This window comes from Streptomyces sp. NPDC048001 (genome assembly GCF_043203115.1).
Lineage (GTDB): Bacteria > Actinomycetota > Actinomycetes > Streptomycetales > Streptomycetaceae > Streptomyces > Streptomyces sanyensis.
The window spans coordinates 132,674-146,420 of the sequence record NZ_JBIDBN010000010.1 but is presented as its reverse complement, the minus strand read 5'-3'; the positions used below and the strand labels follow the sequence as shown (position 1 = coordinate 146,420).

Here is a 13,747-nt window from a genome sequence, read left to right as displayed (position 1 = left end):
CACGCGGGTGGCGGACGCGGCGGGGCGCCCGGCCAGGGGACGTCCTCCCGGCGGGCGGTCCTTGCACGGGCGGTCCTTGCACGGGCGTTCCTTGCACGGGCGGTCCTTGCACGGGTGGTCCTTGCACGGGCGTCCCGCTTTCGGGTGCCCTCGCCGGGGCCGTCCCGCCCACGGGTGTCCGGTCCGCGGGCGTTCCGTCCACGGACGTTCCCTTCCGCGGGCGTTCCTTCCAGGGATCGGGGAGACGATGGCTCGAAGCTCTGTGACCGGCCGGATCCCGGCACCCCGCGCTGCGGGCGCCCGCCGGATCCCGGCGGCCCGCGGCGGCCCGCCGGGACGGACGGCGCCCCGCACCCCCCGCACCCCCCGTACGCGCAGGGCGGCGCGGGCCGGTGCGGTGGCCGCCCCGGCCCCCCTCCCGCGGTCCGCCCGGGTCGGGGGGCTCCGGTGAAGGCGCTGGTACTGGCCGGAGGGTCCGGCTCGCGGCTGCGGCCGATCACCCACACCTCGGCGAAGCAGCTGGTACCCGTCGCCAACAAGCCGGTCCTCTTCTACGGACTGGAGTCGATCGCCGAGGCGGGCATCCGCGAGGTGGGCATCGTCGTCGGCGACCGGGCCGCCGAGATCGAGAACGCGGTCGGCGACGGCTCCCGCTTCGGCCTCGACGTCACCTACCTCCCGCAGGAGGCCCCGCTGGGCCTGGCCCACGCGGTCGGGGTCGCCCGGGACTACCTCGGCGAGGACGACTTCGTGATGTACCTCGGCGACAACTTCATCGTCGGCGGCATCACCGGTCTCGTCGAGCGCTTCCGGGCGAACCGGCCGGACGCCCAGATCATGCTGACCCGCGTCGGCGACCCGCGCGCCTTCGGCGTCGTCGAACTGGACGCCCGGGGCCGCGTGGTCGGCCTGGAGGAGAAACCGCGCCGGCCCAGGAGCGACCTCGCGCTGGTCGGGGTGTACCTCTTCACCTCCCGGGTGCACGAGGCGGTGCGCCGCCTCACCCCGTCCCGGCGCGGCGAACTGGAGATCACCGACGCGATCCAGGAACTCGTCGACTCCGGCTGCCGGGTGGACTCCACCCTCGTCTCCGGCTACTGGAAGGACACCGGGAACGTCGCCGACATGCTGGAGGTCAACCGCCTGGTGCTGGACGGGGTCGAGGCCGACTGCGCCGGCGAGGTCCGGGAGAGCGAGCTCGTCGGGCGCGTCGTCGTCGAGAAGGGGGCGGTGGTCACCGGCTCGCGGATCGTCGGCCCGGTCGTCGTCGCGGCGGGCGCGCTGATCCAGGACTCCTACATCGGCCCGTTCACCTCCGTCGACGGCGACTGCAGAGTGGTCGACAGCGAGGTCGAGTACTCCATCGTGCTGCGCGGCGCGTCCCTGACCGGCGTGCGCAGGGTCGAGCGCTCGCTCATCGGACGCGACGTCGAGGTGAGTTCGACGCCCGGTGTGCTGCGCGCCCACCGCCTCGTCCTCGGCGACCACAGCAAGGTACAGGTGACCCCGTGAAGATCCTCGTGACCGGCGGTGCCGGCTTCATCGGCTCGCACTTCGTGCGCACCCTCGCCCACCGGGCCACGGTGACCGTCCTCGACAAGCTGACCTACGCCGGGAACCCGGCCAACCTCGCCCCCGTCGAGGGGCGGTTCGCCTTCGTCCACGGCGACATCTGCGACGCCGGGCTGCTGGCGGAGGTGGTGCCCGGCCACGACCTCGTGGTCAACTTCGCCGCGGAGTCGCACGTCGACCGCTCGATCGCCGAGGCGGACGCGTTCGTCCGCAGCAACGTCCTCGGTGTGGGGACCCTCATGCGGGCTTGCCTGGACGCCGCCACGCCCAGGATCGTCCACGTCTCCACGGACGAGGTGTACGGCAGCATCGCGGACGGCTCCTGGGACGAGAGCGCCCCGCTCAGCCCGAACTCGCCCTACGCCGCCTCCAAGGCGGGCGGGGACCTGATCGCGCTCGCCTACGCACGCACCCACGGGCTGCCCGTCAGCATCACCCGCTGCGGCAACAACTACGGGCCGTACCAGTTCCCGGAGAAGGTCGTCCCGCTGTTCGTCACCCGCCTGCTCGACGGCCTGGACGTGCCGCTGTACGGCGACGGCGGCAACGTGCGCGACTGGATCCACGTCGACGACCACTGCCGGGCCGTCCGCCTGGTCGCCGAGCGCGGGGAGCCGGGCGAGGTCTACCACGTCGCCGGGACGGCCGAGTTGACCAACCTGGAACTCACCGACCGGCTGCTGGACGCGCTGGGCGCGGACCGGGGGCGGGTCCGGCGGGTGCCCGACCGCAAGGGCCACGACCGGCGCTACTCGCTGGACGACGCCCGGCTGCGGGCACTCGGGTACACGCCCCGGACGCCGTTCGGGCGCGGGCTCGCCGAGACCGTCGCCTGGTACGCCGCCCACCGGGCGTGGTGGGAGCCGCTGCGGCCGGACGGCGAGGCGCCCGACGCGGGGCCGGGCGAGGGGCCCGGTGAGGGCCGCGGCACCGCGGACGGCGCGGGCGGCGGCCGGGGCGCCCACCGTGACCGGCCCCCGGAGGACGACCGCGACGCGGAACGCGCCGCAGCCGCACGGTGAGCGGCGGGGACCGGCGGGGCGAGGCGCCCCGGACGGGTGCGTTCGGGCCGCCCCGGCCCCCGCCCGGGGCGGCCTCAGGTCCGGAAGCGCACCAGAGCGGTGCGGGAGCGTATCCCGAGCTTGCGGTAGATCTGCCGCAGGTGGAACCCCACCGTGTGCGGGGAGATGAACAGATGGCGCGCGGTCTGGCGGTTGGTGAGGCCGCCGGCCACCAGCTCCGCCACCTTGCGCTCCGTCTTGGTCAAACTCTCCCACCCGGAGACCGGGCGCTTGGCGTGCGTCCAGTGCCGGCGGCGCACCCCGAGCTCCCGCAGCCGGGCCCGCACCCGGGCCGCGTCCCGGTCGCCGCCGAGTGCGCCGAAGGCCTCCATCGCCCGGTCCAGTTCACCGATCGCGTGCTCCTCCTCGCCGCTCTCCAGCAGCAGCCCCGCATGGTCCTCCGCGGCCGCGGCCCGCGCCCACGGGTTGCGGTGCAGCCCGCCCGCCCGGGCCAGGCACCGCGCGTCCCCGGCGGCCAGCGCCCGCGCGTGCAGCGCCGCCGCGAGCACCGACCGCACCTGAGGGTTCCGCGCGCGCAGCAGCTCGGCCGCGTCGACCACCTGCCGCGCCAGCTCCGGTCGTCCGGCCGCGAGCGCGCAGCGCACCGACCAGGCCGCGGCGGCCGGGTCCTCCAGCACGAGTTCGCGCAGCGCGCCCTCGCGGCACGCCACCTCCGCCAGGACCTCCGCCGCCGCCGCGGGCTCCGCCTGCGCCTCGGCCAACTGCGCGCTGAGCAGCACCCGTGCGGCCCACCAGGGGCTGGAGGTGTGCTGGGGGAAGTCCTTCTCCAGGGTCCTGACGTGCTCCTCGGCCTGCGCCAGCGCGCCCCGGCGCAGTGCCGCGAAGGCCAGCACCAGCCACGCCTGCGGCGCCAGCATCGGCACACAGGGCCCCGCCGCCCCGCCCACCCCGGCCCGGGCGGCCTCCTCGGCCTCGTCCAGATGCCCCTGGGCGAGGTGGAGCGGCGCCCTGAGCACGGCCGGGACGGTGGCGGCCAGCGTCCCCGCCTCGGCGGGCGCCGACCGCGCGGCGCTGCGGACGACCGCCGCGGCCTCCTCGTACTCGTCGATCCGGGTGAGCGCGAAGGCCAGGAACCAGCGCGGGTCCACCGCGTGCGCCTCCTCCCCCGCCCGGTCGAGCGCCACCGCCCTGCGCAGCGCCCCCACCGCGTCGCCCACCCGGCCGTCCTGCCACTGGCCGAAGGCCTGGAAGGCCATCGCCCCGACCCGTACGGCCCGGGGGTGGTCGTCGGGCGCCGAAAGGATCCTGCGGGCCTGCTCCACGGCCGAGTCGTCGCCCGTCAGATAGGAGGCCGCGAGATGGGTGACCACGGCCTCGCGGTGCGGGGGGCCGCCCTCCGGCACCGCGAGGGCGTCTCCCGCGGCGCGGCGGGCCGACTGCGCGTTCCCCAGGAGCAGCAGCGCCGTGGACATCGACGCCCGCAGCGCGGCGAGGTCCCCGGCGAGCGCGTGCGGCGAGGGCGCGGCGAAGCGCACCGCCTCGTCGATCGTCTCCTGCGCCAGCGCGATCGCCCGATCCAGGTCGCCCGCCCTGGTGAGCGCCTCGACCGCGGTCCGCGCACAGCGCAGATGCTCCGCCCGGCCCGGGGGCAGCAGCTCCATGCAGTGGGTCGCCAGCGCGGCCGCGGTCGACGGATCGGAGGCCAGCAGCCGCCGGGACCCCTCGGCGATGGCCCGCAGCTCCTGCGTGCTGCCCGGCTGGGCGACATGCACCAGCTGGAGGGCGGCGCGCTCCACGCCGTCGGGGCGCGGCAGCAGCAGCTCGGCCGCCTGCCGACGCAGCAGCGCGCACACGGGGGGCGGCACGGAGTCCAGCAGCACCCGCCAGATCGGCTCCGTGCGGAACGCCAGGTCGTGCTCGCCGCAGACCAGGAGCCCCCGGCCCACGGCCTCGTCCACCGCGGCCAGCAGCCCGACCGGGGCCTCGCCCAGCATGGCGGAGAGGTCCTCGGGCGCGAACGGAGAGCCGAGCACCGCCGCCAGCCGCAGCGCCTTCATGGTGGGTTCGGAGAGCGAGCGCAGCTCCCGCTGGACCAGCGCGGACAGGCGCCGGGGCACCGGTGCGGGCAGGTGCACGCCGCCCCCGGGGCCACGAGCCCCCTGGTCCGGCGGGCCCAGCCGCGCGGCACCGTCGAGGACGCACACCTCGCCGTCCTCGACGAGCCCGCGCACCAGGTCGATCACCGCGCGCGGGGTGGCCTCGACGCTCTCCACCAGGGCGAGGAGTGCCGCATCGGGAGGGGCCCCCGCCCAGTCGGCCACCAGCTGGGCCAGCGGGTCGCCGGACAGCGGGCCGAGCTCCGGCAGCCGGTCCGCCCCCAGCCCCCGGCGGAGCCTGCCGAGACAGGCCGGGACCGGGTGCGGCGCGACCGTGTCCCCGACGGTGGTGAAGGAGAGCAGCCAGAGGACCGGCCGGGCCCCGGGATCCGCGATGAGCTCACACAACGTTGTCAGGGTGGCGTGGTCGGCCAGATGCAGGTCGTCGAGCGCCACGACCTGCGCGGGAGCGGTCCCTGCGCGTTCGCGCAGGCGTATCGCGACGGCCTCGACCGCGGACTGCCCGGGTGGTGCGAGGAGCGTGCCGCCCGGGGCGCCCGGCGGCCGGGCGCGGACACCGCCGCGGATCGGGGGAGCGCCCCGCGCGGGTGACCCGGCGCCGGGTGGTGCCGCTGCTGCTCCCGGGGCCGGCCCCCCGGCACCGGGAGGCGAGATCCCGGCCGGTGGGCGAGGCGCCCGGCCTCCCGGGTGCGGCGCCCCGGCGCCCGGTGGCAGGCCCCCGGCGACGGCGAAGCCGTTGCGGGTGGCGAGTTCGAGGGCCTCCGCGAGCAGCCGGGTCCGGCCCGCACCGGGAGGCCCCTCCACCACGACGACCCTGCTGCGGAGGGAGTCCGCCACACGGCGGAGGTTCGCGCCGATCTGTGCCAGGTGCTGCTCCCGGCCGCGCAGCGGTGCTAACGCTCGTACCTGAGGACCCATGACGCTCCGTATCACGATGTCGAAGGGGACGGGACCGGCGCATCGCCGAGACGGCGACCCGCACCCCGCGGCCCGTTCGGGCGGGGCGGTGCGGGAGGGCAGGGGCGCCGCGGACGGTGTGTCACCGGCTCGCGGACCGCGGCGTCCACCGGGTCTTCGGTCTTCGTCGGACCACGTCGCCACCCCTCCCTCAAGGGAATGCCCTTGCGCACTCATCCTTGAAAACGCTCTCATATGACCGGCGGTTCCGTAACGGAAGTGACCTGAGTCACGATAGTCGCTGACCGGTACAGGGGGCTCGGCAAGCATTCTGCATTGGCCGGATGTGCAGGCCGAAGCGATCGTGTGAACAGCAGGTTGAGCGCCGCGGGAGGAAGGCGCTTTCTGCTCGACCGGTGCGGTGTGATGCCGCTTCAGGGTGGGCGTATTGGGTCCTGAAGGGCTTGTTTCGGCCGTCCGTGTCCGGTCGGCTGATCACCGGGTCCGGCGTCCGCCCGGGTGGGGCGGTGTTCGGTCGGGCGGTCATCGACCTCAGTGGAGCGGGTGCCGGCTGGTAGCGACGCATGGCCTCTCACCTGTTGTTTCGTGGTGATCGTCCGTTGTGTCCAGATGGGTCCCCGGGCGTGGGCCGGACCTCACCCGATAGGGCGGGTGGCGTCGGGGGGAATGGGAACCGGGTATTCCGTAGAAATGATCCAGCCATTCATTCCTTGATCTGTTGGCTCTTGGCTTCCGGCAGGGAAAGAAAAGGGGATATGCGCTGACGCGCATTCCGGCGGATATGCGGCCGGGTGTGTTCCCGTTGTCGGCGCGCCGCCTTGCAATGCGCTCGGCTGTACTGCATCGTGCGCCGGCTCTTCCATTCCTCCGTGATCCGTTCGTCGGGCCGCCCTCCATGGCTCCGTATTTTCCGGGGGATATCGTCCTGACGGACGGATCAGTCCGCGGGGGACCGGGCGTGCCCCGGGGGGCGGCAGTCCGCGCACGGGGCGGGGGCGACTGCCGCCGGCCAGGGGTCCTCCGGGCCGAAAATCGGCTGGAATATGACGGGGGCGAAGGCGCGAATCCGCCCCTGTGCCCTCGGACCGGGACCCCCGGTGGCAACGCACCGCCCCCCACCCGGCCCGCGGGACACCCGGCCAGCCGCACCGCGAGCGCCGGAACCGGAGGCACGCACCGGGCGGAGGGTCGGCCGAGGAGTACACCTGGACCTCCGCTCCCTCCGGGCGCCCCCGGAGAACTTCCGGGCAGTCCCCCGGACGCCCCCCGCCCCCCGGAGACCTTCCGGACGCCCTCGGGGCGCCCTCCGGGCACCCTCCGAAAGGATGGCCTTGCGCTCCTCCTGGGGCGTCCCGGTGGTGTCGGCGGGCTCCGGACGGCCGGGAGCCCTAGGTTTCCCGGGGCGGGTCCGGCCGGCGGACTCCGCCCGGAAGGAGGGCACACGATGGGACGTCAGCTCACCGGGCGGCGACTGCTGCCGGTCACCGCGGCGCTGGGCGCGCTCGCGCTCGCCGCGTGCGGCGTCGAGACCCCTTCCGGGACCGTCGGCTCCCCCGAAGCCCCACCGGCGGCCGAACGGCAGATCAGGGCACCGCGCGAGTTCAGCGGCATCGCGTGGCTCACCACCGAGCAGGCCCCCTCCGGGGAGGGGGACGGCGAGGAGGCCCAGCAGGTCTTCCTCGTCTGCCACGACGCCCGGGACAACGACGCCGAGCGCGACCTGCCGCGTCTGTCGATCGTGCGGACCCCCGTCGACACCGACGGCATCGTCGTCCGGGAACTCGACGTCGCCTTCCCGAGCGTCCCGAACGACCTGGAGAGCATCGCCCGGCTCCCGGGCCGCAACGCGGCCCTGCTGGCGGAGAGCAACGCCGACGGCGACGACCCCGACCCCACCATCTACCTCGCCCGCTGGAACGAGGACCTGCACGTCGAGATCGCGGGCTCGGCACCGTGGCCCGAGACCCCCGAGCCGCTGGTGAACGTCGAGGCGACGGCCGTCGTGACCCTCCGCGGCCGCGACTACTTCGTGTACGCCGAGCGGGCCGAGGGCAGCGACACCACCCGCATCCACATGACCCGCCTGAAGGTCGGCAGGGACGGCACGCTCCGGTTCGGCGGGGAGTGGACCTCGCTTCCCTTCACGGCGCCCGAGCCCCCGGGCGCGCGCCCCGCCTCCGGGCTCGACATCGACGACAAGGGCAACCTCTACGTCTCGTCCGCATACGACCCGGGTGACCTCGGCCCCTTCGACAGCGCCGTGTACCACGCGGCCACCGCCGTCCCGGGCGGACCGGTGGGAGCGAGCCTCCGCCCGGTCGAGCCGCCCCGGCAGCTCGCCCGCAGCTCCGGCCTCAAGGTCGAGGGCGTCGCCCTGGTCGACGGCGCCTTCCCGATCTTCATCAGCGACGACGACGAGGACTACGGCGGCCTCCTGCGCCAACTGCGCGTCGCCACCGAGGCGTACTGACCGGGCGCGGGGCCGTCGGCGTCCGCCGACGGCCCCACGCCCCGGCACCGCAGCCGGCCGCAGCCTCTCCTTCAGCGCCGGCCGTTGCGCCGCCGGGGAGGCCGGGCGGCACGCGCAGGCGGCTCCGGAGCACCGGGCCGCCCCCCGTGAGGACCACGACGGGCGGCCGCCGCCGGTGAGCTGACAGTGCCGCGGCGGCGACCACGGCACCGGGAACACCGGAACACCGGAACACCGGAACACTGCAGCACCGGAGCACCGGAGCACCGGCGGAAAACCCCTGTGCGCCGGGGCGTTCACCTCTGCGATCATCCCCGAATGGCGCAGAGTCCCGCATCGATCCTCCTCCGTCACACCTACCGCCTCCCCTCCCCCGAGGGCTCCGCCGGAGAAGGCGCCTCCGCCGCCCGGCAGTTCGACGCGGCGCTGATGTCCGTGGGCTTCAAGCTCTCGGCCGAGCTGCTGCAGCGGCTGTCGGGGCTGTCCGAAGCCGCCGTCCTGCACACCGCCACGCGCACGCTGCGCACCGTGCGCGAGCTGGTGGGCGACCACGTCCGGCACAACACGTACTTCATCGACTTCCCGGCGAACGTCCCGGGCACCGAGGAGTTCTGGACGCGGTGCGTGGCGACGGCGCTCGACGACGACGCCTCGCGCGAGACGGTGCTCACGCAGCTGGCGCACGGGGTGCTGGACCTGCTCAGCCTCCCCGCGTACGGCCGCTACCAGCACACCTACGAGGAGATGCTGGCGGCGCAGGACGGGCTGATCGCATCGGCGGGCGACCGGGTGACCGTCCTGCACCTCGGGCGCGGCCTGGACGACGAACTCACCGCCCTCTACCTGTCCCTGGCAGGCAGCACGACCCCATTGAGCGAGGACCACCTGGCCGACCTCAAGCTCCTCGCCGAGCGCTGCGCGGCCGGCCCCCAGCCCGAGTCGATCCCCGTCCGCGAGAACCGGGCGGTCGTCAACCAGGCGCGCCTCGGCCTCGGTGCCGACCTCCTGCTGGACACCGTGACCGACGTGCTGCGGCTGGCATGCGCACTGTCGGGCGGAGACGTGACACTGCAGGAGCCGAGCCGGTTCCGGTCCCTGCCGCGCCCGGTGCGACGGCGGCTGCTCGCGGGCCTCGACGCGGTGGTCGCGGCCAACCCCGCGAAGCTCGCCGACGTGCATGCGCACCGGGAGCCCTTCAAGCGGCTCGGAGAACGCCTCCACCCCCACGAGTACCCCCGCTGGCCGCACGCCGCCGACGTGTTCGCCGTCGCGCGGGGCGAGAAGGAGGCGCGGTCCTTCGACGGCCGCGTCGAGACGCTGCTCCGCGACGCGGACGTCACCGGCGCGGTGAGGCTGCTCGGGTCCGCCCCCGGCAAGCTGTTCCGCACCCTGGACTTCCTGCTGCGCACCGCCGCGGACCAGACGGAGCGGGACGCGGTGGTGGCCGCCGCCGTGGAACTCGCCCCCGAGGTCTCCGGCCGGGTCCTCCTGTCGGTGCGGGAGCATCTCCACAACCGGGAGCGGGAGAGCGGCGAGCCCCGAATCTTCGTCAACCGCCGGGGCCGGGCCTGGGCGGCCCCCGACCTCCGGGCCCCCGTTCCGGCCGCGGACCGCGACCGCCTGGCCGCCGCCCTGGACGCCGAGCTGCGCCGCCGGCTCCCGGCCCCGCACCGGCTGCTGCTCGACCCCGACGTCCTCGACGTCGCGCTCCCGCTCAGCGGCAGGGCGACGGCACCCGGGTTCCGCGTACTTCCGCGGGGCTCGGTCTCGGAGGTCGACGGCGAACTGCTGCGGTTCTTCGTGTACTGGAAGGAGACCCGGAACCGGACCGACTACGACCTGTCGGCCCTGCTCCTCCACAGCGACTACAGCACCGACTCCTGGCTCTCGTACACGGCCCTCACCGCCGTCGGGGGCGTCCACTCCGGTGACGTCACCGAGGCACCCGAGGGGGCCTCGGAGTTCATCGACCTGTCCCTGGACCTGGTGCGGAGCACCTTCATCGTCCCGCAGGTCAACATCTTCACCGGCGAGGGCTTCGAGGAGACCGAGGAGTCCTTCTTCGGCTTCATGCTGCGCGACGGTGAGCAGAAGGGCCGTCCGTTCGAGCCCCGCACGGTGCGGATGACGTCGGAGCTGCGCGGGGTGGGGCGTGTGGCGCTGCCCCTGGTCTTCCGCCGCGGGGACGACGGCCGGTGGCGCGCGAAGTGGCTGCACCTGTATCTGAAGGGCATCTCCGAGGCCAACCGGGTCGAGGAGAACCAGGTGTCGGTGTCCAAGGTGGTGCGCGCACTGGCGGAGCGCGAGCAGCTGACGGTGGGGCACCTGGTCGGGCTGATGTCGCGCGGCACCACGACCGTGGAGACATGGCACGGCGGGCCCGCCCCGGACGAGCCCGTGACGTACATCGGTCTCGAACGCCCCGAGGGGCTGCACCCGGACTCCCGGGTCATCACCCTCGAAAACCTGCGCGACCTGATCCCCGCCTGAGTGCTAGGGTTGACCGCGGCAAGGCCATGAAGGGGCTTCCTTCTCATTCACTTACCCATGAACTCAAGTCCCTCCGCTCTCCTTGCCCTCGACTTCGCCCGGGAAGGCGCCCACGCGGTGCCTCCCCGGGCGCTTGTGTGCCTGCTGCCCGCAGCCCGGGAGCGCGGGCAGCACGTAGTCCCCGTCCCCGGTGAAGCGGGGGAGGGCCCGCGCGTCCGGTGCGTGCCGGGCGGCCACCAGGAGGCCGCAAGAGGGCATCCGGCCCGGCCGTCGCCCGTCCGCCCTGCCGACCGGAACCAGCACGGCCGGGCCCTCGGATTCCCCTCACCACACAGTGATGGCGACCGGTCGAAACACCGAGGTACTGCGGTGACGGGTACAGCGTGTCCACACCAATCCACTGGCATCGCCGACTCCGAGGGCACCCGAGTGCTCTCCGGCTGTGCTGCTGGGGTGATGGGTTGGGGGCAGGCGGTGGCCCGAGTTCCGGCAGGGTGAGAGTTCGGCATGGTCATGGCTCGGGATCACGGCTGGACGGCTGTGAACGGGGCTGAACGAGGTGGGAACCGGGGCGGACGGAGGATGCCCCGTCCGGGTGATCTACAGCCACTTCGACCTCGGAGACCATTCGGCTCTCTCTATGGTGCGTCTCGCTCTTGCACACTCAGCTCACCAAGGAGTCGAAGCACCTTGGCGACACCATCGGGTCAGCAGCCTGCCCAGCCGCATGGGCAGCCCCCGACGATCATCATCAACAACAGCAGCTCCGCCGCGGCGTCTTCCGTGTCGGGCCTTGGTGGAGCGGGCCTGAGGCGTCGCCGTCAGTCACTGTGGGCCCACTTCTGGCTGCTCATGTTCACTGCCGGCATCGGTAACGTCTTCTACTGGATGCACGTGAGCCGCTGGAACCGAGATCGGGGCCTCTGACCGCCCACTGATGACAAGCTCTTCCGTCCTGGCGGGCCGGGATTAGCCTCCGCCACGCCCGCGACCAGTCCGCGGTTCCCGGAGGCAGACGCCGACGTTCCTGGAGGTCATTCGGCGATCCCCGTTCTACGCCGCGACCGTCCTGGCCATCGCCATGGGCCTGCGGGGCAACCCGACTGGGCGCCTGCGTTGGTTGGACGTGTACCCGGAGACAACCCCGTCCCGCGCGTACGCCGGCAGACGCAGCGTCGACGGGTGTGTCAATTAAACGAATGATCGTGGTTGTTGAGGTTCAGTCGTTGGTCGGGGTGAGCCGGTCCTCGAAGGCGATCCGGAAGGCGCTGAGTGGCGCCTTCCAGCGCATGGTCCACCGCTTGCGGCCCTTGCCGGTCGGGTCGAGGCTCATCCGCCATGTAGACGCATAGGTTGCCAGCCCAGCTTGCTCCACTGCGTGCCTCGTTCACCCCTTCGGGCATAGATCAGCTATGAGGCATGCTCGACCAGCTCATGCGGGACGTCGAGCGTGGCACGATGCGGGACCAAGCGAGGCTCCTCGGACGAAGCGTGGTGCGTAGAGAACACCACCGCAACGACCAGGAACCTCGCCTCGTCACGCCACGCTGCTGACCTGCATCTTCATCCCTGCGGGAAGGATGAAAACGGTTCACTCACCTGGCGTCTCCATGATCAACGGATCCGCCGTTGACTAGACACTCCCGCGAGCTCTGGCACGACGACGCGTTCGGAAACGTGCACTGGTACTGCTGCGGCAACCCATTTGAAGGCCGTGCCCTGCTTCTCGGCGTGCGAGCAATACCACTTCGCGGAGCTCGCGAGCTCCGCAAGATCATCGAAGAGCTTGATGCCTTCACGGGCCCGTTTTACCTGGTTGAAGACCGAGAACAAGCTGAGTACCTGTGCTCATGCGTGGTACCCACCACAACAGCATGCTGAGGGGTATGCGAGCAACAGGCTGTCACCTGAATGCAGATCGGTGGTCGTTATGAGGCCCGGGGGTGAACCGTCGATCGGCGAGCAGGTTGGGGTGAGCGTGGCCCTGCTTGTCGTCGACCTGATGGTCGTCGTCTGGCTAGTGATCATCCAGTACGGGATGTCCAGCTGGGCCGACAGCTACAACGGTGGCAATCCGCCCAGTGCGCCCGCGGAAGCACTGCGGGGAATGTGGATCCTGGTCGGCGGCGCTGTCGTCACCGGGGGCGGTCTTCTTGCCTTGGGATGGCGTATTCCCAGCCTCGTGCAGCTGGTTGTCCTGGGAGCCGGAGCGGGGCTGCTCGCCTACTTCGCTGCCCGTGGATAGCGCACATCCGAATACACCTCCGCCCACCACCCTCCCCAACTCCCACTCCGTCCGCCGTCGACCCACACGCATGTGGAGTGGGCGTGATCCTTGGCGTCCAGGTGGAGCGCGCCACTGTACGAACGACCTGGACGCCCGGTGCCGTGTCTGCTCGGCTCTGCCTGGGGCGATGGTGGACGGGATGGGAGTTCCCCACCGCCACAACCCACCGGCCGGCACCTGCCCGCGGGCCCCTCCGATCCCGGAGCCTGAGCGCCCGGCCGGAGGATGTCGGCGACCTGAGGAACCGGTGGCCGTTGGGGCTCGGACTCATGCTTCTGGGTCTATCCCGTTACGCAGGGCGGCGTCGGCGGATCGGGCCGAAGGCAGGAGCGGCGCCCCGAGCGGAGGCCGGAAAGCCCGCGTCGGTGACGTCCAGGCCCAGATCACTGCTGTAGGCGCTCATGCGACTGAGCATGTATGAGGCCCGGCTTCAGTCGGAGGCCGGGCCATTGTCGTCAACTGCGACGGGTTGTGATGGGCTGCGGCGGACCGACTGCTGCGGAGGTACCCCGGTCGTCAGTGACCACCCGCGTTGATTCAGAAGTGGATGTCAAAGGCCCCGGACCATGATTGGTCCGGGGCCTTTTGCCTGGTGCCCCCGGCAGGATTCGAACCTGCGACACCCGCTTTAGGAGATCATCCGGCCAATCTCCTGGCCAGGGCTGAGACCTTTCCGGCTGCTCCGACTGGCGCGAGGTGGGTTCTCCAGGTACGGCAATGTTCGCTGTCGTTGCCGTCAAAGAGTGCCGTCAAGCCTAGGGGCCGGAACTGCGGTTTCGCCCCCCCGCAAGCCAGCTGAGCAGGAACTGCCTTGGGAAAAGTTCATAGCCCCGTGAACTTCCGGCGACTCGGGCAGTCTGGGCTTCCCGCT

Annotated in this window: 6 protein-coding genes; 5 read left to right on the top strand and 1 reads right to left on the bottom strand. The window is 72.7% G+C overall.

Going from position 1 to position 13,747, the window contains the following annotated elements:
• Positions 1–447 precede the first annotated feature (447 nt).
• Complete coding sequence (locus ACGF15_RS19990; protein WP_345613318.1) at positions 448–1,512, top strand: glucose-1-phosphate thymidylyltransferase; 1,065 nt, start codon at positions 448–450, stop codon at positions 1,510–1,512.
• Positions 1,509–2,594: a dTDP-glucose 4,6-dehydratase gene (gene rfbB, locus ACGF15_RS19985; RefSeq protein WP_392800593.1), complete on the top strand. Its 1,086-nt coding sequence runs from the start codon at positions 1,509–1,511 to the stop codon at positions 2,592–2,594. Before ACGF15_RS19990 ends, rfbB begins: the two co-directional genes overlap by 4 nt.
• A 74-nt stretch (positions 2,595–2,668) precedes the next feature.
• On the opposite strand, the gene ACGF15_RS19980 is transcribed toward rfbB, so the two are convergent.
• Positions 2,669–5,629, bottom strand: a complete 2,961-nt coding sequence (locus ACGF15_RS19980) for a LuxR C-terminal-related transcriptional regulator (protein ID WP_392800590.1) — start codon at positions 5,627–5,629, stop codon at positions 2,669–2,671.
• Positions 5,630–7,073: 1,444 nt separating this feature from the next.
• Between ACGF15_RS19980 and ACGF15_RS19975 the strand changes: the two genes are divergently transcribed.
• The 3 genes from ACGF15_RS19975 (at position 7,074) to ACGF15_RS19965 (ending at position 12,834) form a co-directional block, all read left to right on the top strand.
• Positions 7,074–8,099 carry a hypothetical protein gene (locus ACGF15_RS19975; RefSeq protein WP_392800587.1) on the top strand — a complete coding sequence of 342 codons (1,026 nt, stop codon included), beginning with the start codon at positions 7,074–7,076 and terminating at the stop codon, positions 8,097–8,099.
• Positions 8,100–8,417: 318 nt separating this feature from the next.
• Positions 8,418–10,589, top strand: a complete 2,172-nt coding sequence (locus tag ACGF15_RS19970) for a hypothetical protein (protein WP_392800584.1) — start codon at positions 8,418–8,420, stop codon at positions 10,587–10,589.
• A 1,978-nt stretch (positions 10,590–12,567) separates the two neighbouring features.
• On the top strand, positions 12,568–12,834 hold the full coding sequence (locus ACGF15_RS19965) for a hypothetical protein (protein WP_392800581.1): 267 nt from the start codon (positions 12,568–12,570) through the stop codon (positions 12,832–12,834).
• Positions 12,835–13,747: the final 913 nt, after the last annotated feature.

Coding starts and splice junctions, on each gene's coding strand:
- ACGF15_RS19980 (WP_392800590.1), bottom strand. CDS start 5,629: ATGGGTCCTCAGGTACGAGCGTTAGCACCGCTGCGCGGCCGGGAGCAG.
- ACGF15_RS19975 (WP_392800587.1), top strand. CDS start 7,074: ATGGGACGTCAGCTCACCGGGCGGCGACTGCTGCCGGTCACCGCGGCG.
- ACGF15_RS19970 (WP_392800584.1), top strand. CDS start 8,418: ATGGCGCAGAGTCCCGCATCGATCCTCCTCCGTCACACCTACCGCCTC.